Source organism: Corynebacterium sp. ZY180755 (genome assembly GCF_054331495.1).
In genome coordinates, this window is the sequence record NZ_CM135811.1 from 263,072 (window position 1) to 284,368 (window position 21,297).

The 21,297-nt window shown below is 55.0% G+C and carries 18 protein-coding genes, 1 tRNA gene and 2 pseudogenes; 11 read left to right on the forward strand and 10 right to left on the reverse strand.

The window, feature by feature from the left end; genetic code table 11:
• Positions 1–180 precede the first annotated feature (180 nt).
• Positions 181–1,707: an adenylate/guanylate cyclase domain-containing protein gene (locus ACXM2N_RS01230; RefSeq protein WP_458489247.1), complete on the reverse strand. Its 1,527-nt coding sequence runs from the start codon at positions 1,705–1,707 to the stop codon at positions 181–183.
• Between the two features lie 234 nt (positions 1,708–1,941).
• Here ACXM2N_RS01230 and ACXM2N_RS01235 point away from each other — a divergent pair, with 234 nt between their 5' ends.
• The 3 genes from ACXM2N_RS01235 (at position 1,942) to ACXM2N_RS01245 (ending at position 5,558) form a co-directional block, all read left to right on the forward strand.
• Positions 1,942–3,117 (forward strand): DNA polymerase III subunit delta', encoded by a 1,176-nt coding sequence (locus tag ACXM2N_RS01235; protein WP_458490937.1) that lies wholly within the window; start codon positions 1,942–1,944, stop codon positions 3,115–3,117.
• Positions 3,118–3,309: 192 nt separating this feature from the next.
• The gene (locus ACXM2N_RS01240; protein ID WP_458489249.1) at positions 3,310–5,415 is read left to right on the forward strand and encodes an FAD-dependent oxidoreductase; all 2,106 of its coding nucleotides are present in this window, start codon (positions 3,310–3,312) and stop codon (positions 5,413–5,415) included.
• Between the two features lie 67 nt (positions 5,416–5,482).
• Positions 5,483–5,558 (forward strand) — tRNA-Thr (locus tag ACXM2N_RS01245).
• A 160-nt stretch (positions 5,559–5,718) separates the two neighbouring features.
• Here ACXM2N_RS01245 and ACXM2N_RS01250 read toward each other — a convergent pair.
• Positions 5,719–5,958, reverse strand: a pseudogene (locus tag ACXM2N_RS01250) (IS256 family transposase); the annotation flags it as partial.
• A gap of 353 nt (positions 5,959–6,311) precedes the next feature.
• On the opposite strand from ACXM2N_RS01250, the gene ACXM2N_RS01255 reads away from it, so the two are divergent.
• The 4 genes from ACXM2N_RS01255 (at position 6,312) to ACXM2N_RS01270 (ending at position 7,391) form a co-directional block, all read left to right on the forward strand.
• A complete protein-coding gene (locus ACXM2N_RS01255) occupies positions 6,312–6,461 on the forward strand; it encodes a CdiA C-terminal domain-containing protein (RefSeq protein WP_458490939.1) in 150 nt (49 codons plus the stop codon).
• A 97-nt stretch (positions 6,462–6,558) separates the two neighbouring features.
• On the forward strand, positions 6,559–6,903 hold the full coding sequence (locus ACXM2N_RS01260; protein ID WP_458489251.1) for a hypothetical protein: 345 nt from the start codon (positions 6,559–6,561) through the stop codon (positions 6,901–6,903).
• A gap of 72 nt (positions 6,904–6,975) precedes the next feature.
• The gene (locus ACXM2N_RS01265; RefSeq protein ID WP_458489253.1) at positions 6,976–7,227 is read left to right on the forward strand and encodes a hypothetical protein; all 252 of its coding nucleotides are present in this window, start codon (positions 6,976–6,978) and stop codon (positions 7,225–7,227) included.
• A 23-nt stretch (positions 7,228–7,250) separates the two neighbouring features.
• The gene (locus ACXM2N_RS01270; RefSeq protein WP_458489255.1) at positions 7,251–7,391 is read left to right on the forward strand and encodes a hypothetical protein; all 141 of its coding nucleotides are present in this window, start codon (positions 7,251–7,253) and stop codon (positions 7,389–7,391) included.
• 70 nt (positions 7,392–7,461) lie between these two features.
• On the opposite strand, the gene ACXM2N_RS01275 is transcribed toward ACXM2N_RS01270, so the two are convergent.
• The 3 genes and pseudogenes from ACXM2N_RS01275 to ACXM2N_RS01285 form a co-directional block, all read right to left on the reverse strand.
• A complete protein-coding gene (locus ACXM2N_RS01275; RefSeq protein WP_458489257.1) occupies positions 7,462–8,946 on the reverse strand; it encodes a 3-oxoacid CoA-transferase in 1,485 nt (494 codons plus the stop codon).
• Between the two features lie 385 nt (positions 8,947–9,331).
• Positions 9,332–9,796, reverse strand: a pseudogene (locus tag ACXM2N_RS01280) (transposase); the annotation flags it as partial.
• Positions 9,797–9,932: 136 nt separating this feature from the next.
• On the reverse strand, positions 9,933–10,865 hold the full coding sequence (locus tag ACXM2N_RS01285) for a hypothetical protein (protein WP_458489259.1): 933 nt from the start codon (positions 10,863–10,865) through the stop codon (positions 9,933–9,935).
• Between the two features lie 330 nt (positions 10,866–11,195).
• Between ACXM2N_RS01285 and ACXM2N_RS01290 the strand changes: the two genes are divergently transcribed.
• The 3 genes from ACXM2N_RS01290 to ACXM2N_RS01300 all read left to right on the forward strand — a co-directional run bounded on the left by ACXM2N_RS01290 (position 11,196) and on the right by ACXM2N_RS01300 (position 14,446).
• A complete protein-coding gene (locus ACXM2N_RS01290; RefSeq protein WP_458489261.1) occupies positions 11,196–12,461 on the forward strand; it encodes a Fic family protein in 1,266 nt (421 codons plus the stop codon).
• Positions 12,462–12,646: 185 nt separating this feature from the next.
• Complete coding sequence (locus ACXM2N_RS01295; protein ID WP_458489263.1) at positions 12,647–12,967, forward strand: hypothetical protein; 321 nt, start codon at positions 12,647–12,649, stop codon at positions 12,965–12,967.
• Positions 12,968–13,228: 261 nt separating this feature from the next.
• Positions 13,229–14,446, forward strand: a complete 1,218-nt coding sequence (locus tag ACXM2N_RS01300; protein ID WP_458489265.1) for an MFS transporter — start codon at positions 13,229–13,231, stop codon at positions 14,444–14,446.
• 100 nt (positions 14,447–14,546) lie between these two features.
• Here ACXM2N_RS01300 and ACXM2N_RS01305 read toward each other — a convergent pair whose 3' ends face one another.
• Positions 14,547–16,184, reverse strand: a complete 1,638-nt coding sequence (locus ACXM2N_RS01305) for an AMP-binding protein (protein WP_458490941.1) — start codon at positions 16,182–16,184, stop codon at positions 14,547–14,549.
• Between the two features lie 59 nt (positions 16,185–16,243).
• On the opposite strand from ACXM2N_RS01305, the gene ACXM2N_RS01310 reads away from it, so the two are divergent.
• On the forward strand, positions 16,244–16,375 hold the full coding sequence (locus ACXM2N_RS01310; RefSeq protein ID WP_458489267.1) for a hypothetical protein: 132 nt from the start codon (positions 16,244–16,246) through the stop codon (positions 16,373–16,375).
• Between the two features lie 276 nt (positions 16,376–16,651).
• Here the strand turns inward: ACXM2N_RS01310 and rfbA are convergent, their stop codons facing one another.
• From rfbA to ACXM2N_RS01330, 4 genes are all read right to left on the reverse strand, one after another.
• Positions 16,652–17,524: a glucose-1-phosphate thymidylyltransferase RfbA gene (gene rfbA / locus ACXM2N_RS01315; RefSeq protein ID WP_458489269.1), complete on the reverse strand. Its 873-nt coding sequence runs from the start codon at positions 17,522–17,524 to the stop codon at positions 16,652–16,654.
• Positions 17,525–18,934, reverse strand: a complete 1,410-nt coding sequence (gene rfbD, locus ACXM2N_RS01320; protein ID WP_458490943.1) for a dTDP-4-dehydrorhamnose reductase — start codon at positions 18,932–18,934, stop codon at positions 17,525–17,527. It lies immediately after the preceding gene.
• A gap of 2 nt (positions 18,935–18,936) precedes the next feature.
• Positions 18,937–19,935 carry a dTDP-glucose 4,6-dehydratase gene (gene rfbB, locus ACXM2N_RS01325; RefSeq protein WP_458489271.1) on the reverse strand — a complete coding sequence of 333 codons (999 nt, stop codon included), beginning with the start codon at positions 19,933–19,935 and terminating at the stop codon, positions 18,937–18,939.
• 138 nt (positions 19,936–20,073) lie between these two features.
• Entirely contained in the window at positions 20,074–21,294 is a 1,221-nt protein-coding gene (locus tag ACXM2N_RS01330) for a hypothetical protein (RefSeq protein WP_458489273.1), read from the reverse strand.
• Between the last annotated feature and the right edge of the window lie 3 nt (positions 21,295–21,297).

Below are 21,297 nucleotides of genomic sequence, written 5' to 3' on the forward strand. Positions count from 1 at the left end.
GTCTGGGAATGGTCGCCTGGCGTGGAGTGGGGAAGGATTTTCCACGTTCCGGCTGCTAGGAAGTTGTATCTGTGGTACCCGGGTAGAGGGTATGCCCTCAGGGATTCACGCTTGCTTCAGGGCACAAAAAGAAACAGCCTGCCATCACGGTGGCAGGCTGCATGATTTATCTCACGATGATTAGGAGCGATCCGCAAGGGTTGCACGGACCGGACGAGCAAGTTGGGTCATCATCTTGCGACCGCGAAGCTCAACGGACTTCATAAGAGTCCAGCGACGCTGTTCGGCCTCGTTGGCTTTTTCTAACGTGGCGGCGTTTGTGAGAACGCGGCCAGTTGTGTCCTTAGCCAGCTCGGTCAGGCGGGCCGCGGTATTGACTGCGTCACCGATCACGGTGTACTCGAATCGGTTGTGGCCACCAATGTGACCGGCGACCACGTGGCCTGACGCTACGCCAATGCCTGCTTGGAGGCGCAGGTCCTTGAGCCTGGTGCGCAGCTCGCGGGCCGCAGCGAGGGCATGGCCGGTGGAGTCGGACAGCGTAATCGGTGCACCGAATACGGCCAGTGCGGCGTCGCCCTGGAATTTATTGATGATGCCCTTGTGCTCGTGCACAACCTCCACCACGATCTCGAAGAAGCGGTTAAGCTCCTCCACGACCTCTTCAGGCGTGTGGGCTACGGCGAAGGTGGTGGAGCCGATGACATCTACGAAGATGACGGCTACTTCGCGGTCCTCGCCACCCAGTTCGGGGCGTTCCTCGAGGGCACGCTTTGCAACCTCGGTGCCAACGTAGCGGCCAAAGATGTCGCGTACGCGCTGGCGTTCCTTGAGGCCTCGCATCATCTCGTTGAAGCCGGCCTGGAGAACGCCAATCTCGGAGCCGTCGTAGATATCCACCTGGACATCGGACTCGCCTCGGCGAACGCGGTTGATAGCGCCCTGCAGTTCCAGAATCGGATCCACCACGCTCATCACAGTGAAGGTGGTGCCTAGGAAGCCGGTGATCAGGACGGCGACCGCTAGCGCCGCGATGGCGGGGATGATGTCTTCTGCGTTATCGGTAAAGAGTCCGTTGTACTGGCCGATGAGCAGCAGGATGATACCAATAACGGGTACGGCTGAGGTGAGTACCCATGTCATGCGAAGGCGCTGAGTGATGGGTGGTTCAAGGGTGGCGTCCTCGAAGCGGCGCGCCAGTGCCTCTGCGACAACGGGACGGAGCAAGCGCTCTGCCTCCAAGTATGTCAGCATGATCACGACGATGGCGGCCAGGCTGGTGGCCACAGCGATGACGAGTGCCCCTCGCGCGGAGGTCTGCAGCGCTACCACGGTGATGATGGCAATGCCGATAGCCCAAATTCCTGCGCTGAGTCCTGCCTGGTAGATAGGAATGCGCATGACCAAGTTGCGCACCATGTTGGGATCGTGGCCTTCGGGGTTGCGCTGCCAGTCAATCACAGGCCGGAAAAGGAGGAACGTGGCGATGACACCAAACAGAATGGCAACGCTGACGTACGCGACGCCGATGGTGCTCAGGTTCTTGTTGAACACTGAGAACCGCTGAAATTCCGGCAATGGTACTAAGACCCAGATGAACGCGAGGATGCCTACCGCCGCGGCAAGGTTGGAGCCTATAACGGTTGCGACGTACCAAGGCCAACGGGTGCCAAAAACCCACTTGATGCCACGCCACAATTTAGTCATGATCACTACTCTAACGATGTTTGGACTCTTTTGACGCTTAAAGTATGGAACCCACAGCAAAGTGTGAGCAAATGTGAGCGGAAATCATACTATGACGAGCTCTGCTAGATCCTTCATGTGAATGTGCTGAAGATGCTTATAGTGGCGGTTTCTTAGGCCTTCAGGTCGTGCCGGTGAAAAGTGTCCGCGCCATTTACTACTGTTAGTGGGGTGGTAGATGACATCTTTGTCCAGATGGGCGTGAATGAACTCGTAGCAGACGAACTCCGCGGTGCTGCACGTGCCGCCCGCGCGGGTGAGGAGGGCTCTGCCATGACGCATGCGTGGCTGTTTACCGGCCCGCCCGGGTCGGGGCGTTCCGTGGCTGCACGGGCGTTCGCCGCGGCGCTGGAGTGTGACAACCCAGAGATTGTCGGATGCGGTGAGTGCGAGCAGTGCGTGAAGGCTCGTCGTGGCGTGCACGGTGATGTGCTCACGATTGTGCCGCGTGAGTTGGTTATTTCCGTGAAAACTGTGCGCGATGAAGTGGTGGTCCCCGCGGCCAAGAAGCCAACGGTGGCTAAATGGCGCATCGTTATTTTGGACAACGCTGATCGTCTCAATGATGCCTCCGGCAACTGCCTTCTCAAGACTCTCGAGGAACCGCCTGCACACACGGTGATCATGTTGTGTGCGCCGTCTACGGATCCCGATGATGTCATCCCAACGCTGGTTTCTCGTTCGCGCCACGTGTACGTGCCGCAACCCAGTGTGGACGATGTGGTCCGCATTCTGACCCGCCGTGATAGCAACCTTGATGAGAATGTCGCTCGCATGGCCGCTGCGGCTACTGGCAACCATGTTGGGCGCGCGCGTCGTCTTGTCTACGACGAGGAAGCGCGCAAGCGCCGTGCCAGCATTTTGCACCTTGCGGAGCTGATCGGCCACGGCGATCAAGCGTTCCTTGCGGTCACAGACATCGTGAAGAAAGTGACCAAGGGTGCTGAGCAGGATTTGGCGGAGGAAAATGAGAAAGAGCTAGAGAAGCTTAAGAACGCCCTTGGTATGGGCACCAAGGGCAAGGGCGTGCACAAGGCACTGCGTGGTGCGGCGTCCTCCATCAAGGAGTTGGAGGATCTGCAGAAGAAGCGCAAGACACGCGCTATTCGAGACGCCCTTGATCTGTGCCTGACGGATCTTGCGGGTCTGTACCGTGATGCCCTTATTCTCTCAAGCGGTGCTGATGTATCGTCCGTACACACTGACTTTGCTGGGTTGGCTAAGGATCTCTCCAAGATCGGTGAGCCGGGGCTCGTCGCGTGCATTGACGCCATCATGACTTGCCGCGATCACATTGCCGTCAATGTGCGGCCGGAAACGGCCATGGATGCGATGGTGGGCAAGATTAGGAAGGCGTCGGGAGTTTCCTAGAAACTACAAAGTTTCCCGTCCACGGGATCTGCGGAACACCGGATTACAGGATCGGCCTAGAGGTGCTTAACTCGAATAGCCGAGGCAGAGTTAAATGCTTCCGTTCTTAACTGAGAGCCTCAGTGGTAATGGGGTGAACTTTTTCCCGAAAAGTGTGTCCTGTGACACATATTTCTGGGTAATGTGGTCACCATGTCTGATTACCCTCATCTGCTGGCGCCGCTGGATCTAGGATTCACCACGTTAAAGAACCGTGTGATCATGGGCTCAATGCACACGGGCCTTGAAGATTCCCTCCACTATGTTCAGGACCAGGCGGCGTTCTTTGCCGCGCGTGCGTCGGCGGGCCTCATCATTACTGGTGGTTACGCGCCGTCGCAGTCGGGAGTGGTGAAGCCGTTCGGTGCCACTATGACCTCCAAGAAGCAGGCCAAGGCGCACCGCGTGATCACTGATGCGGTGCATGCCGAGGGCGGAAAAATTGCCCTCCAGTTGCTGCACACGGGCAGGTACGCATACGTCCCGTTTAACGTCTCGGCGTCTGCGGTCAAAGCACCCATTAACCCGTTTACCCCACGCGAGCTGAGTGAGAAAGCCATTGAGAAGGAAATCACCGGTTACGCCAACGCGGCAAAGCTGGCGCAGGACGCGGGCTATGACGGCGTGGAGATCATGGGTTCTGAGGGGTACCTGATCAACCAGTTCCTCGCGCCGCGCACTAATAAGCGCGAGGATTCCTGGGGTGGCAGCCCTGAAAACCGTAGGCGGTTTGCCATTGAGGTGCTAAAAGCAGTGCGCGCGGCAGTGGGGAAGAACTTCATCATTGTCTTCCGCATGTCCATGATTGATCTGGTGGAAGGCGGTCAAACGCCGGAGGAGATCATTGCACTAGCGAAAGAATTACAAGAAGCCGGCGTCAACATTCTCAACTCCGGCATAGGTTGGCATGAGGCCCGCGTGCCCACCATTGTTACCTCCGTTCCACGCGCTGCGTTTGTGGATGTCACCGCCGAAGTACGCAAGCACGTATCCATCCCCGTGGCAGCATCCAACCGCATCAACACCCCAGAGGTGGCGGAACAGATTCTGGCGGAGGACAAAGCTGATGCGGTTGCCATGGCTAGGCCCTTCCTTGCGGACCCAGACTTTGTCACTAAAGCAGCTAGTGGACGAGCTGACGCGATTAATACGTGCATAGCCTGCAACCAAGCATGCCTTGATCACACCTTTGGGAACAAGCGTGCCACCTGCCTCGTTAACCCGCGCGCCTGTCACGAGCGTGAGCTGGTTCTGCTTCCGCTGCCCTCGTCGCACAGCGCCGATGATGAAAAGCCCAGCGTTGCCGTGGTGGGCGCTGGCCCGGCTGGCCTCGCCGCCGCCACCTCCGCAGCCGAGCGCGGTTTTTCTGTCACGCTCTATGAAGCCAATGACCATATTGGCGGCCAGTTCGCACTGGCGGCCAAGATACCAGGCAAGGAGGAATTCACGGAAACCATCCGCTACTTCACCACGCGCATCAAGGAGCTTGGTATCAATCTGAAGCTGGGAACCCGCGCAACGGCGAAAGAATTACAGGAATCTGACCACATCATCATCGCCACCGGCGTGACACCGCGCATCCCTGACATCGACGGCATTGACCATGAATCCGTGATCACCTACGCTGACCTCCTCAGCGGCGCAAAGACCGCCGGCGACCGCGTGGCCATCATCGGTGCCGGCGGCATTGGGGTGGACGTGGCCGAATACCTGGCCTACGAATCCTCACCAGCACTCGATGTGGAGCAGTGGCGAAAAGAATGGGGCGTGGACGCCACCCAGCCTGGCGGTCTTAACAAGCCAGAGGCGAGCCCCTCGCGCCGGGGCATCCACCTCTTCCAGCGCAAAGAAAGCCACATTGGCAAAGGGCTGAACAAGACCACCGGCTGGGTGCACCGCGCCTCAATCAAGGCCAAGGGCGTGCACCAATACACCGGCGTGGCCTACACCAGCATCAATGACGCCGGCCTGCACTACATCCATAATCACAAAAACAGTGTCCTACCGGTGGACACCATCGTGCTGTGCAGTGGGCAGGAATCAGTCAATGAGCTTTACGACGATCTCAAGGTCACACACAGCAGCGTCCACATAGTAGGCGGCGCCGAACACGCCGCGGAGCTGGACGCCAAGCGCGCCATCCGCCAAGCCACCGAAGTGGTGGCGGCCCTGCCGCCACAGGACGGCGCGCCAGAGAAAAGCAATCTCCCAGCGCACCTCAAACTGCAGAAGAAAGCTTTCGGCCTCATCATGAAGTAGCGTCCAAAACCCAATTTTGTTGCTAGGGCTGTGATTAATGTAAAGTAGCCCACGGTAGATTTACCGTGCCGCCTTAGCTCAGTCGGTAGAGCATTTCACTCGTAATGAAAAGGTCACGAGTTCGATTCTCGTAGGCGGCTCCACCAAAACCCCAGCTAGATATGCATTTCTAGCTGGGGCTTTTCTTCATTTCAAAAACAATGCATATTATCCGTTGTTGCAGGTCGTTACATCTCGTCCCGAACAAAACCCGAACATTTCCGGGCTAAGTAGTAAAAAGTGTGTCTGGTTCGGCGTGTTGGATTATGTGCCGATGTGGCCTTTTCTGATTCCTAGATTGTGTTGGTATTCGTCTCCGATACCATTGTCGTAGAGAGCTGGTCGGTCGTTTTCTTCGCTAGCTTGGTCTTGCTGTGAGGTAATTTCTTTGACTTTGGCGAGTTGGTCTTTACCCCAGTTACACGGCCTGGCGACTTCTAGTGGGTCGTCAGGAAGTTGCGTTCGTAGATGCAATAACCAGTCGATCATGAGGCGCTGACTCTGCTCCACGCCAATGGTTACCTCACGGACGCGTCCTTGAATTATCAGGCAAGTTCTCTTTCTTCACCCGCGACGGTGACGTGCTCGGCGCCAAGAAATGGGTCGCAACTGTACGAAGAAAAACGTCATCCGCGGTTAAGAATCCAACGCAGCGCGCGAGTGGAAAAGGCGGCGGTAAACCACCGGTGATTCCACCTGAAGTATTCAAGCTGGTTGATGAAGGGGATGGAAACTGGAGATCGAGACTTACATCAGGTGATGGAGCCAAGAACGCACTCCATGAATGGGTCAGTTTCATTCAGCTTGCTAGGAACGGATACTACGTTCACGTGATTAACAGAAGTAATGAGCCACATGTGAACCGACCGGACATCCTACTAGATGGGGTAGACACTGAAGTCAAAGCACCGTTGGGTGGAATAGCAAACACTGTCAACGCGAGTCTTCGGGGAGCTAGGAAACAGAGCTCTCAAATAATCATTGACTGCCACCGTACAGAACTCTGACAAAGGCATTGCTATCTATTCCAAGCGGGCTTAGCTCGCTATAGTGAAATCCAGCGAGTGATAGTTCTTGATGGAGAAACGGAGGTGTGGATAACCAATGAGTGACAGTAGTTACATCATGACCGATGCGCCTCTGGATGTAGCGATGCAGGCTTTGAAAGATGCCCGAATTATTGAGAATACTGACGTCAACGTCCCATCTTTTGTCCCAACCGTCTCTCAGACTGAATACATTGAAATCGGATATGACCTTAAACTCGATGTAGATGAGTATGAGACGTGGGTCGGGGTTGATGAGAGAAGTGAAGAGCTGACGGAAACAATTTTTGCGTCGTTCAAAAAGCTACCGTACAACTGTCTGCGAACACCTATACCTTCAGATCCGGAAGAACGGGTCTACATCGCACCAAATGCGCGTAAGGCAGTACAGGCGAAGTCATAACGTAGAGAAACACGCCACCACACGAAACCGTGTTGGTGGTTTTTTCATGCCCATTTTTCAAGAGGAAAACACATGCATGACAACAATTACGCACCGTGGGTGCGCATGATCATGTCGGATGACACGCCGGGTGGAACTAGCGCGGAGGACGTTTCGGAACCTACTACTGCAGCTCAATCCCTTGAGGCTGGTGCCCAGTCCGCAGCCCATGACTCAGAGTCAGGATCTGATGATTCAGTTGATGACTCTGACACTGATGACCGTGGTAGTAAGCGCGCTGTGTTGGCGGATCTGGCGCGTGAGCGTGATGAGTTGCAGAAGTAACTTGATGAGATAACCGTTCCAAGATGACTGAGCAGGAGAGGCTGCAGGCGGATGTGGATGCGGAGCGTAGGCGGTCAGTGGAGCTGGAAAGCGAGCTAACCACATCGAGGCAGCAGGTGTGGGCGCGGGAAGCCTTGGCGTCTGTGGCCTTCCCGCTGAGATGACGGATCGTCCTTGGAAGAAGCACGCCACTAGACCCACAGTTTTTACACTGTGGGTCTAACTTATGGGTTACTAGTCATGCTGAATAAGGTCCTCGGCAACCGAGTACTTTGCTTCAGTGGTCGCTTCGATGTCATCAACGGATACCCCTGGTGCAAGCTCAATGAGTTTCAGTCCGTCATCTTCAACGTCAAAGACGCCGTAGCTGGTGATGATTCGGCTAATGACTCCGGCTGCAGTGAGTGGATACGTGCACTCCTTGAGCAGGCGGGGAGTGCCGTTCTTATCCACGTGTTCAAGAACAGCAACGACCCTTTGGGCACCCTTAACCAGGTCCATAGCACCGCCCATGCCGTTCATCTTCTTGCCTGGGATACCCCAGTTGGCGATGTCGCCCTTCTCGGAAATTTGGAATGCGCCCAATATAGCCGTGTTGACATGCCCGCCTCTGATCATGGCAAAGCTGGTGGATGACGAGAACGCGGATCCGCCTGGTTTTAGGGTGGTTGTTACTTTGCCGGGGTTGATCAAATCAGGGTCGACCTGATCCTGCGTGGGGTAAGGGCCAACATTGAGAATTCCGTTCTCACCGTGGAGGACAACGCTCACGCCCTCGGGGACGTGGCTAGCTGCCTCAGTTGGGATTCCAATACCAAGATTGACGTACTCACCGTCTTTGAGCTCTTGCCCAGCACGAACGCCGATGCCAATTCGGTTCCAGCCTTTACCATCTTCCTGGAGAAGTGCTGGGCCCTTTTCCTTGGAGTGATCGACGTTGTCCCTTAACCTGACAACTTCGATCGGCTTATCCTTCGCCTGCTCAGGGGTCAGTTCCAGCACGCGATCGACGAAAATGCCTGGAACATGGATTTCGTTCGGATCTAGTTCACCGACCTCCACCAGCTCCTCTACCTCGGCGATCGTAATATTGCCACACATGGCGGCTTCCAGATTAAAGTTTTGGGCGCTCAGGTTAAAGCACAGGTTTCCCGCTTTGTCGCCCTTCTTGGCGCGGATGAGTGAGAAATCGGTGGTGATCGCCTCCTCAAAAACATAATTGCGATCATGGCCCTTGAAGTTGAAGCTCCTGACTTCCTTAGGCTGTGAGGCCTGCGCGATAGACCCATCAGGATTGAACTTCTCAGGAAGGCCGCCATCCGCAACAGGTGTGTCTGCGCCCGTTGCGGTGTAGAAGCCTGGGATTCCCGCGCCACCCGCGCGCATGCGTTCTGCCAAGGTGCCCTGTGGAATGAGCTCAATTTCAATCTCGCCGTTAAGGTATTGGCGCTCAAACTCAACGTTGAAGCCAACGTAAGAGCCACCGAACTTGCGCATCAAATGCTTCTCACTGAACTGTGCTAGGCCTAAGGACTCTCCGGTGACTTGGGTGCCAGGATTATTGGAGTAGACAGTCAGGTTGTCAATGTTGCGCTCGGCAATAGCGGAAATGAGTGTTAGCGGATTGCCACAAACACCAAAACCGCCAATGGCAAGGCTCGCTCCAGGAGTAATTCCTTCAATGGCTTCCTCGATAGTCGAAACCTGTTTATTAATCATGTTCGTTTTCCTTCTAGCTCTCGTGCTTGCGTTGCCTTGTTAAAGCGGTCTGTGGGATATGGAAACGGACCTCAACCTGAGATGTGATGCAGATTACAGGCTGTGTGATGTAGGTTACAGGATAGCTGACTGGAGTGGAGCAGTAATGCTTAATAATTTCTCCAAAAGTTTTGATTCTGTAAATGGCGCTGGGGCTTGAAGGTTTCAGTGCAATTTGTTGAATTCTGGTGGTTGGTTTTCTGGGGGGCCTTTATTGGTTGTCAACTCCGTGGGTGAGATTGTTGGGGGTGTGAAGGGCTTTTGCTTTGGTGTTGTTGTTTTCGGGCTTGCTGAGGTGCCGACTGGGCTTTTAGCGCAATCGGTTTGAGGTGAGGTTGTGTGGATTCTAGGCTGCTGCGGTTTCCTGGCCTGTGGAGATTTCTCGGTAGAGTTCGCCGTTGCGCATCATGGCGAAGAGAACGTTAAGGCGTCGGCGTGCGAGTGCAACGATTGCGGCGTTGTGTCTTTTGCCTTCTGTGCGTTTTCGTTCATAGAACCGCTGGGAACGCTCGTGGAATCTGATCGATGCAAAAGACGACTGGCACAGGTGCGTTCTTTATTTTTTGTTGCCTGCCTAGTTGGGCGAGTTGGACATGATGGACGTTCCTGCCTGATTCGTCTGTGGCGACAGACCAGCATAGGGCGCTAGGCGCGCTGCATCCGGGAAGTCGGACATATCGCCAGCAGTTGTGTGGATTTGTGCGGCGCTATGCGGGCCGACACCGGGCATGGGCAAAAGAATCTCGGTTTGAGGAATGTCCTGAATGAGCTTGAGTACTTGGGCCTCGATTTCTTTACGGTGCTCTAGTTTCGGGTAGTGCCCGGTCGATGGCATCCTCGATTGCGGTGAGGCGGGCATTGTCGACCGGTTCAGCGGGTTCAGAAAAGAACTCGGAAAGATTCATTGTTGCTTCCCTGTGGGGCAGGCTGTGTGGAGAGCCTCTTGCCTAATCTTCCGGTTCGACGGTTTCTGCGAGAAATTCTTCCTGAGACCAGTAGGTCTGGTCCCAGTAGCAGATGAAATCACCGGGCTCGATCGTGATGTAATGGTCTGGAAGGACGAGTCCATACTCCTGGGTGATGACTTTTAAGCCTTTTGCTTCGAGTGCCTGCGCTGTTTCTTCGACCGGTAGGCTGTTGTCCGGGCCGATGGGAACACCGAGGAAGGTGACGTTTTCGTTGTTGAAGTCCACTCGGGCGGTGACGCATTTGTCGTCTTCGATGATCGAGACGATCTTCCACACCTCTTCCTCCACACCGTCATCGTCGATGACCAGAAAGCCCTCGAGGTCGGTACCGGATCCCTTCTTGTTGAAGAAGTAGTCGTCGAGAAGGGCGATGTTTTCCTCGACCGTGCCGCCGAGTTTGAAGGGCAGGGGTAGGTCAACGGTGAAGTTCGTTGATTCACTTGCCGGCGTTGTTTTGGGCTGTGGGCTTGCAGACTGATCATTTTCAAGACAATTCTGGGTGGAGTCTGGGTTTTCGGTCTGCGAATCGGTTGCGGTCCAACCGATGGTGGCGATTTCTCCTTCGAAAACGTAGAACGACACTCCGGTGTCAGTAATCGTGATGACACCTGACTCTTTCTTCGTGGGGATATCGCGTTTTTTCAACTCATTTTGGAATTTGGTGGCACGCATGGGTACCGGAATACCCAGGAACGTGTCGCCTGGTTCCAGTACCAAAATCTCGCATTCGGTTGAGAGACCCTCTTTAAAGATTATTTTCACCTGTCGTGCGTCGCCATTGAAATAAGCTGTTCCTCTCAAGGTTTCCATGGAAATAAGATCGCGTCGGAAGGGGTTGGAAATTCGGGACGCGAGGTCGTCGATGCTTTTTCCGAACTCGAGTGGTTTAGGTGGGTGGGTGGAAAATTCCATGCTGGGGTCTCCTAGGTGAGTTGGTGTGGGTTAACACGTGGGGAAGGTGATTTGGTGATGAAACCCTCTTTCAGCGCGTACTTGATCGCTTCGTCCAAGGCTTCATCATATCGACCTTCGAATTGCGGTTGAGTTAGAAAATCGTATTGCATTTGGAAAATCTGGAAGGAAATTAGGGCAAATGACTAGGGACAAAACCCAGGGTCCTTTACTTCGATAAATAGGGTGTAAAATACACGACCGCAAACTGTTTTCTATTTCATAAAATTGGCCATTCTTATAAAATAGCTTTTCAAGTTGGTGGGTCTATTTGATGAGGGGGTAGAAGCTTTGTCAGATTACAAAACACTAAAGGTAGTTTTTCACCAAGCAAAAACTGATGCTAAGTCAGTTGCTGAAACAGAGCATGAACAGCGCTTATTAAATCCGGCAACGATTCATTTTCCTTATCAAGTCGACAATTACTCGCTTTTTGTTGTCACTCATATAGGCGTTCAAGTTCTGCTGGAACGCATTTGGCGGCGTGAATTAGCGATCGAACAGCTCTGGGGGCAGATGCCAGGAGAAGTGCAGAGCCACTATCTCTTCACGCTGCTGGTTGATGAGATTCAATGTAGTAACGAGATCGAAAACATTTATTCAACGAGACAGGAAATTGCGGAGGCGCTTGAGTCCGCCCAGCAGGTGCCAAAGAAGAAGGCTGCGAAAGGGAGACGGCGTTTTCAGGAAATGGCTCGTACTTACTCGATCCTTTTTGGAAATAAGGAGGAAGTAGGCGAGGAGTTTCCACGGACTCTGAGGGGCGTTCGCAATCTCTATGATCGCTTGCTGGGAGAAGAAATTAGTAGCAAGGATCAGCTCGATGGCGATCTATTTAGAGCAGGGCCAGTTCACATTTGGGATGGAAATAAAGAGCCAATCCACTCAGGTGTAGTGGAAGAGTCTGAGATTAAGGCGCGACTGAGTGCAATGCTGGAGGCGCATGGTGACTCTGCTGATCTTGGGCTCATTGGCGCATTCGTGGGTCACTTCATGCTGGAACATACTCACCCGTTCTATGACGGCAACGGTAGATTTGGGCGGTTCCTGCTAGCCCTTCGCCTCAGAACCTTGCTTTCGGCACCAACGGCAATCTCATTGTCGGCAGAGGTGATGCGGCAGAAGGACAAGTACTACAAGGCATTCAAGCAACTCGAAGACCCAATGAACAAAGGAGAAGCAACCTTTTTTGTTACTGACTTGCTAGCCATCTTGGCCAGTGCCCAAGAACGACTTGAAGAATCACTTCTTGAAAAGTGGAAAAGCCTTCAGCAGCTTATGGGGCGAATCGAAGCACTTTCAAGTAAAGAGGATGCTCAGTTCAACGAGTATCAACTGGGGATATTTCTGCTCCTTGGGCAGGTGGCCCTGTTTGGTCCACGGTCTGGAGTAAAGCTCGAGAACGTAGCGGAATTTTTAGATAAATCCAAGCAGACCGCTCGGAGGGAATTAGCTTCGCTAGTGGATGCAGGTTACCTCAAAGAGCTCAGTAGAAAGCCTTTGGTGTTCGCATTGTCTTCCAAGGGGCGCGAGTTGCTCGAACTCGATGGTAACTAGGAGATTTGTATGGCCCATGTAAAGGACCTAGCTGGATAAGACAGAAGGGACCTCCGGCGCTGATCCCTCTTGCTTTGGAGCGTTATTTCATTGCTACCCCTCACCAGCGGGCCGGCTGCGACTTAGCCTTTGCGGGGAGTGAACTGCAGCGGCTTTTAGAACTAGACGGTGGAGAACAATTCCATGTGGAAGTTCCGCCGGCTGATCATCAAGTTGTGGCGTGGTCCAATATGGATGGTGATCCTGTCAATGGTGCCGTGCCGGTAGCACCTCCTTCGGACGAGGTGTGTGTAACGGGTGCTGAGGATGTGCGTACCGCGCACGAGTTGATGGCTGAACATGGTGGCTACATGTCACATGAGAGTGGCAATCCAGCCGACGAGTATGCAGTTTTCGTGCTCAATGAACCGCTGACGGTGTTTGAGGTGATGGAGGGCGATGCACATTCCCTTATTGTTGCCGGGCTTTTCAATGGCTGCTACCACTGTCGAGGGGCGAGACTATGACGCTGGATATGTGGACTACGAGCGCTTTGATGGTCTCGAAGTTTCCTCCCCGTCAGACATGTTATGGATGCGGGAGTGTCCAACATGAGCAGCGCGAAGAGCTTGATTGGATAGGCGCCTATTTCGTCTGTGGCAGCTTGCTAAGTCAGCTGTGTTAAGGAAAATTGTATACACACCCATGAGGGGGTATTTAGGTATTAACTTTCCTGTATAGCCTGACCAGTGGTTTCTTTGTAATGTGATCTGCGATACAGTGGCGGAATGAAATCGGCGCAGAACACATCAAACTCAACGAGTAAAGCCAAGGCGTGGTTGGGAATTTCCCTCGCTGTCTTTTCTATTGCGTGGGGTGGTAACCAATACACCCCACTACTCGTTTTCTATCGAAGCGAAGGCTTCTTTAGCGAGTTATTTATTGACCTCATGTTGGTCTCTTACGCAATCGGCATTGCGATGGGCCTGCTGGTGGCGGGTCCGCTCTCGGACCGGTACGGGCGTAAGAAAGTTATGCTGCCCACACCAGCCTTTGCGGCGGTTTCCTCACTACTCATTGCTATCGGAGAGCACAACCACTTCTTTATGACCATGGGCCGTCTTGGCGCGGGTATGGCAGTGGGCATTGCCATGACCGCCGGTGGTGCGTGGATTAAGGAACTGTCAACACAACAGTTTGATCCGTCGGCCAAGACAACCTCCGGTGCCAAGCGCGCGGCAATGAGTCTGACCGGTGGCTTTGGCCTAGGCGCGGCGGTGGCTGGCATGATGGCGCAGTGGCTGCCGCTTCCAGGCTCGCTGCCGTTCTTCTTGCACATAGCTCTGTCCGTGGTCGTAACATTCCTGCTTCTTCCACTACCAGAGACAAGGTTCTCTGAGCACATGAATGAGAAGGGCGGCTTCTGGAAGGACATGGCCGTCCCATCGGTAAAACACCCGCGCTTCCTAGCTGTGGTGGTGCCTATGGCGCCGTGGGCGTTTGGTACTGCCTTCGTTTCCTACGCAATTCTGCCTTCGCAGGTTAGCCATCTTTCAGAGGTCCCCATTGCGCTCACGGCACTGATTGCCCTCCTGACTTTGGGCGCTGGTTTTATCATTCAGCAATTCGCGCCAACGATCGTGGGTACGTCAATGAGCCGTGGTCCACTGCTGGCGCTGCTTGCTGCAGTGGTAGGCATGGCCTTGGCCACCATCAACGTGATGAACCCATCCATTCCTTTCACACTAGTGTGCGCGGTGTTCTTGGGTCTTGCCTACGGCATGGTCGCATACGTAGGTTTGGCTGAATCGCAAGCCATTGCAACGGATGAAGACATGGCTGGTTTGTCCGGTATTTTCTACTGCTTGACCTACGTGGGCATGATATTCCCGGCAGTATTAACCACCCTAAGTGACGTATTTACGTACCCACAGATGCTGGGATTCGGAGTTGTGGTTGCTCTGCTCACGCTGGTGGTCACGGCCTTTACCACTAAGCGGTTGTAACGCCGTCAGAGGCAGACACTCCCGTTACTGAATTGCTCCCCACTGGTTGGTATCCGATTCTTGGATGCAACTAGTGGGGAGCAGTGTTTAATCGTGAGGTTTATTTTTGGGTGAGAAGGTTGCGAACAACCTTGCCCGTGGTGTTGCGCGGAAGCTTATCCACGAAGTGGACGTCGCGTGGCACGGAGTGGTGGGCAAGCTTGACGCGGACCCATTCTTGGATTGAATCCGCGGTGAGGGCATGGCCGGCCTCGGAGTCTTCGCGGACAATCCATACGGCAATGCGAGCGAACATCTCATCGTCATCAACACCGCCAGCGTAGAGATCCGCAATCCCTGGCATTTCCTCCAACACGTCTTCAACGGAGCGTGGGTAGACGTTTTCGCCGCCAACGATGATCATGTCATCGGCGCGGCCTAGGACGTACAGCTTGCCCTCGTTATCAAAGTAGCCGCGGTCACCAATCTGGACCATGTGTTTGTACATATTTACAGGGATGTCTGGATCCGTGTAGTTCTTCAACGTGGTGGAATTTGCGCAGAAAATACGGCCGGTTTCATACGGCTTTGCTGGCTCATCGTTGTCACCAAGCACCACGACGTCGGTACCTGCAAGGATGTTGCCGGCGATGGTTGGGTTCTTGGCAATGTCGTCCATCGAGGCCACAGCCACGCCGGAAATTTCCGTGGAGCCGTACATGTTGCACAGGATCTTGCCAAAGCGCTTGTGCGTTTCCTTCACGAGCCAAGGGCTGAGCGCATGGCCGGAGGAGAAGATGAACTTCAAGCTGGAGGTGTCGCCCGGCAGGTGGACTTTCTCTTTCAGGAAGATAGGGGAGGAGATGAGTCCTTCCACTTTGTGCTTTGAAATGTCCTCCAACTGCTGCTGCGCATTGAAAACTCGACGTGTGATCACGGTGCAACGCGCGCCGTAGGCAATGTTCAGGCAACCCCAACCCCACGTGTGGAAGATGGACGCAGTTAGGAAGATGCGCATGCCGGAACGCAATGGAACGTGTTCGAGCATGGAGGCAATCACCGTGGGAACGGTAGGCTCAGAGCGGACAACGCCCTTGGGGGTGCCGGTGGTGCCCGAACTCATCAAGACCACGTAACCGTGCTTTGGGAAGATAGGGAGCTTGATGTCCTTACCCTTGGTGGTCTTGGGGCCAAACTCAGTAACAATCCCCTCGAGGGTGTTCAGCCCCGCTGCTCGGGGATCAGGTGTTTCCTCGCGGTGGGCGATCACTACTGGGATGTCTCCCAATTCCTCGGCTGATGGGAGGCGGTGGACAAATTCCTCATCAATGACAAGGACGTTGATCCCGTCGCGCTCAATAATGCTCTTGAGCTGCTCTGGAGCAGAGCCAATGTTGAGTAAGTAGGTGTGAGCACCGGCGAAGCCCTTGGCGGCAAGTGGGGTGATGATGCCGCGGCCGTTGCGGGCCATGATGCCCAAGTGAATCTCATCGAGCTCGAGGGACAAGAGCCACTTGGCCACCGCCTGAGCGTGATCGCGCAGCTGCGCGAAGGTGAGCTCGCCATCGTCGTCAATAAGCGCGGTGCGGTCAGGCACAGCATTTGCGGCCTGCTCAATTTCTCGAGCGGTGGTGAAGCGGTACCGCACTACCACAGGAACAGTGCTGAGGAGGGCCTTTGTGCTGCCCTCGGCGCTGAGGAGGCCCGCTCTTGCCATGGAAGGAACCAGCTGCCCTAAGGCGCGGGCGGTGGTGGCCATCCGGGCAAGCTTGTTGGTGATCTGCACTGTAGTGGAACTCCTTATAAGTAAAAATCAACATGCGCACAGCAAAAACTCTGCCGTTGAGGTGGGGGCTGGTTGGCGTTCTCAGGCCCGTGGAGGCGACCAACGGTGATGAGTATCTCCACGGCAATGCGCGGATGTTGGCGGTGCGCACAACCGTATTGTGAATACACTAGTCACCTTTGCCACGGGTTTTCACTGTATCAGTAATTTTGTGGGCAAAATATGAAAATTTTTGACGCACGTGTGCCTTGCGCGTCCCTAGGGGGTACTCAGGAAGCACAATTATCCGGGAAACCAGTGCCTTACCGTGGGGCTGGGACGCTCGGATGCGGACTCAACGGCATGGCACTGTTGCCCTGGCGCGGAAGGAAAAGCCGCACTGATCCTAGTGTGGGGCCAGGGCAGTCCGCAGCGTCACGGGGATGGATATATGAAAAGGCCTACCTATTCACTGAGTTGAGGGCGGCTATAAGGTGGCGCCCGTAACCGGACTTGGCGAACATCTCGCCTAGATCAGCCAGCTGGTCGTCTGTGATGAAGCCTTCTTGCCACGCGGCTACTTCTGGGGATCCGATGACGATACCGGTACGTTTTTGCAGTACCTCAACATAGGCTGCTGCTTCACTCATGGAATCAACGGTGCCGGTATCAAGCCACACGTCACCGCGGGCGAGTCGGTGTACTCGAAGTTTCCCGCGCTTGAGGTACGCATCGTTGATGCTGGTGATCTCCAGCTCACCGCGTTCGGAAGGTTGGATGCTCTTGGCTATCTCCACCACATCATTGTCGTAGAAGTAGAGTCCCACCACAGCAAAGTTGGATTTTGGATTCTTAGGCTTCTCCTCAATGGAAACAGCCCTGTTGTCCTCATCAAATTCCACTACGCCGTAGCGCTGCGGGTCAGCTACCGCATACGCGAACACGGTGCCACCCTGCGGGGTCCGGCAGTCCTTGAGTGACTGGCCAAGTGCGAAGCCGTCAAAGATGTTGTCGCCCAACACCAAGGCCACATCATCATCACCAATGAACTCCTCACCGATGATGAAGGCCTGGGCTAGTCCATCAGGGCTCGGCTGCACCTCATAGGACAACTCGAGCCCCCACTGGGAGCCATCGCCCAATAGGCGCTTAAAGCCCGCCTGATCCTCGGGCGTGGTGATGATCAGGATTTCACGGATGCCAGCCTGGATCAGAGTGGTCAGCGGGTAGTACACCATCGGCTTGTCATAGATGGGCATTAGCTGCTTGGAAATACCCAATGTAATGGGATGCAGCCGTGTGCCAGAACCACCCGCAAGAATAATGCCCTTCATTTAGCTTTCCCCTCGTGCATCAAGCGAGCGCAGGTAATCATTCAGGCGACTACGCCAATCCTGCGGGTAAAAACCCGCGTCCTGAATCTTGGACAAATCAAATGCCGAGTGCTCAGGGCGCGTGGCCACGTCATCCTTGCCGGCAAAATACTCAGCGGTACTAGTAGCGCGCACCTGATCAGCCTTACCCGCAAACTTAAATATTTCCGTAGCCACGTCGTACCAGCTCACCACCTGACCATCATTGCTCACGTTGTAGGTTCCAAACGGTGCGTGTTCGGTGACAAGGTGATGAATCGCTTGGGCTAGATCGTCGGCAAATGTGAGCCTGCCAAACTGGTCATCCACTACGCTTGGGCTCACGCCCTTGGCGGCCAAGTCATACATGGTGCGCACGAAATTCTTTCCGGCGCCCACTACCCATGACGTGCGCACCACATAATGCTTTGGGGTGGTAGCGGCCGCGACCTCACCGGCGGCCTTGGACTGGCCATACACGCTGTGAGGGCTCACGGGCTCATCCTCGGGGTGAACGGCGTTTGTCCCATCAAAGACGTAGTCTGTGGAGACGTGCACCAACGTTAACCGATGCTCAGTAGCAATACGGGCCAGGTCCCCCACGGCGGTAGCGTTTGTCGCCCACGCCGCAGCCGCATCAGTCTCTGCTTGATCAACGGCGGTATACGCAGCAGCGTTAATAATCATCGAGTACTCGCCCCATGGGCGGGCCTGCTTTAACCGCTGGTAACCAGCGGTGATATCCAGATCCTCGCGAGTGGCACACTCAGCATCAGGAAACACCGCACGCAGTGCGGTGCCCAACTGGCCGCTCGCGCCGGTGATGAGCACCTTCCTGCGTGGCACCGGGGTGGCGTCGGTAAGCATAGGATGCTGGAGATCTTTCTCACTCACAATTGCCTTATCCAGCGCGATGGGCCAGGCAATCTGCAAGGAGGGATCGGCAAGGTTGACAAAGGAATACTGCGCATCCGGGGACCAATGGTCATTAACCAAATAGGAATAGGCGCACGGTTCCAGCGCCTGGAAACCATTGGCCACGCCACGTGGCACAAATACCGCTACGGACGGATCTATCGTGGTGGAAAAAGTCTTTCTAAACGTAGGAGACCCCTCACGCAGATCGCACCACGCGCCAAACACACTGCCGCTCGCAACGGAGATGAACTTATCCCACGGTTCCGCGTGCAAACCACGCGTCACCCCTGCCTGGGCATTGAAGGAAATATTGTTTTGAACAGGGCCAAAATCCTCCAGCCCGGCAGCTAGCATTTTTTCCTTCTGCCAGTTCTCCTTAAACCACCCACGGTGATCACCGTGCACGGTGAGATCAATGACCACCAAGCCCTCGATAGGAGTAGGGCTTAACGCAAGCTGCTTAGAAAACTCCATCACTACTGCCCATTCTCCGCGTACTTAGCCTCAACCTGATCCTTCAGTGGACGCCACCATGGCTCATTGTCTCGGTACCACGCAATAGTTTCCTCCAGCCCATCACGCATACCCGTATCGGTGTCCGTAAACTTTGGCGCCCACCCTAACTGGCGGCGCAACTTGGAGGAATCCATCGCGTAGCGCATGTCATGGCCTGGGCGATCACTAACATGCTCATAGGAATCAACCCCCATGAGCTCACAGATTAACTCGATGACCTGCTTGTTATTCACGTGATCATTGTCCGCGCCAATAATGTAGGTCTCTCCCAACTGGCCCTTTTCTAGGATCAGGATGATCGCGTCATTATGGTCATCCACATGGATCCAATCACGCACCTGCTCACCGGTGCCATACAACTTGGGGCTTAGGCCAGACAAAATGTTTGTGATTTGGCGCGGAATAAACTTCTCAATGTGCTGAAAGGGGCCGTAATTATTGGAGCAGTTGCTGATCGTGGCCTGGATACCAAAGCTCCTGATCCACGCCCGAACCAAGTGATCGCTGCTGGCCTTCGTGGCCGAATATGGTGACGAGGGATTATACGGAGTCTGCTCAGTAAACCGATTCGGATCATCTAATTCCAAATCACCAAACACTTCATCAGTGGATACGTGATGCAGCCGCTTGCCGTGGGCGCGCACCGCCTGCAGCAGGGTGTAGGTACCAATGATGTTGGTATGAACAAACGGAAACGGGTCCGCCAGCGAATTATCGTTATGGCTTTCTGCTGCGAAATGGACCACGGTATCCACGCCTGCTACCAGCGTGTCCATCAGCTCGGCATCAGCGATATCGCCCACCACCAGATCGCAATCCACGCCCTTGAGGTTGGCCTCATTGCCCGCATACGTCAGCTTGTCCACTACCGTCACGTGCCAATCAGGACGAGTAGCCTTCACACGGCGAACAAAATTGGCGCCAATAAAACCGGCACCACCAGTAACAAGCAGCTTCATAAAAACCAACTATACGGCACGAAAGCGTTCACGCTTTTAATGCCAAAAGGGGAGTGCACATCCCCGCGTGAACCAAGCGCCGGATCCCGCACCTGTGACTCAAGGTCGTCCTGCCACAGGTCGAGCTTCCGGCGACTCCTACTGATTCAACGCGGCCTTTAAGCCGTACCCGTGGACGCTCAAACCCAGCAGTGGGCCAGAGATAAGCGCTAGCCACGCCCCTTGGGCCAAGGTGGGGGAGAGTGCCAAAACCATGATTGCCACTACGGTGGCTACAACCCACCCTGCCAAGTACACGCCATGACGATCGACAGCCACAGTCGCGGCACTGGTGACCATGAGGGATGCAGTGCACGCAGCACCAATGCTCAGCAGCGCCAGCAGGTAACCGGGTACGTCATATGAGGGGCCTAAGATGGTGACCATCGCCCAAGGCCCGATGGCCCACGCCGCAACGGCTCCCGTTATGCCTACAGCCCACACCAGGCCTAGTGGCGTGGCAAGAGCGGAGATGTGGCGGGTTTCCACAAAGCGCACGATCAGCGCGGAGTGCAGTTGCTGTAGTGGCACCAGTAGTGGTGCGCGGGTAAGAACAACTGCGTAAATGATGGCTGCAGCTGTGGCCGTGGTGCCCTCGGATTCTGGATGCGTGAACCTGACAATCGTGGGGAAGCCCGTGATGAGCACCGCGGTAGCACCTGAGGCCGCCATGGCGGTTCCTGCCCGCCGCAGGAACTGAGGCGTGCCCACATCCGCGCGCGAGAACAACGCGGCCCTAAGCTCAGCGGAGCAGGAAACGAGTACCAGCCAACTGATTGCGCCCATCACCGTAATGACAAGAAAGGCGAGCAGCTGCCAGCCAGCGAACCACGCAATGATGGCTACCACCATGCGAGATGCGGTGTCGAGCGTGATCATGCCAGCGTACTGGCGCCAGAGCCCAGTGCCAGACATGATGCCAGCAATGCAGGCTTGGATGGCAAAGGAGCCTACACCGAGGGCGAGAAGCCACAGGCCACTATCGCGGTGGCTGCTGAGGATCGTGGTCAGCCACAAGGGTGACGTTGCAAGAACCGCGAGACTAGAGATCACGGCCATGCCCCCGGCGAGTTTCAGTGGCGTGGCGCGGTGTGACCCTGGGGTCTTAGCGGTGCGCTGGAGTGATTCGCCGGTTGCCACAGCGCGGGTTGTTTCCTGCGTCAGACCGGTGAGAATACCGGTGCAGGCAAAGAAGAATCCCCAGAAAGCGGTGAATTCTTCTGCCAGTGCGGTGTTGCTGCCAAATGCGCGGGCGGCCACGATGATGACCACAAAACCGGAGATCCCCGCGACCACCGTGGCCAAGGTCATGAATCTCATGGG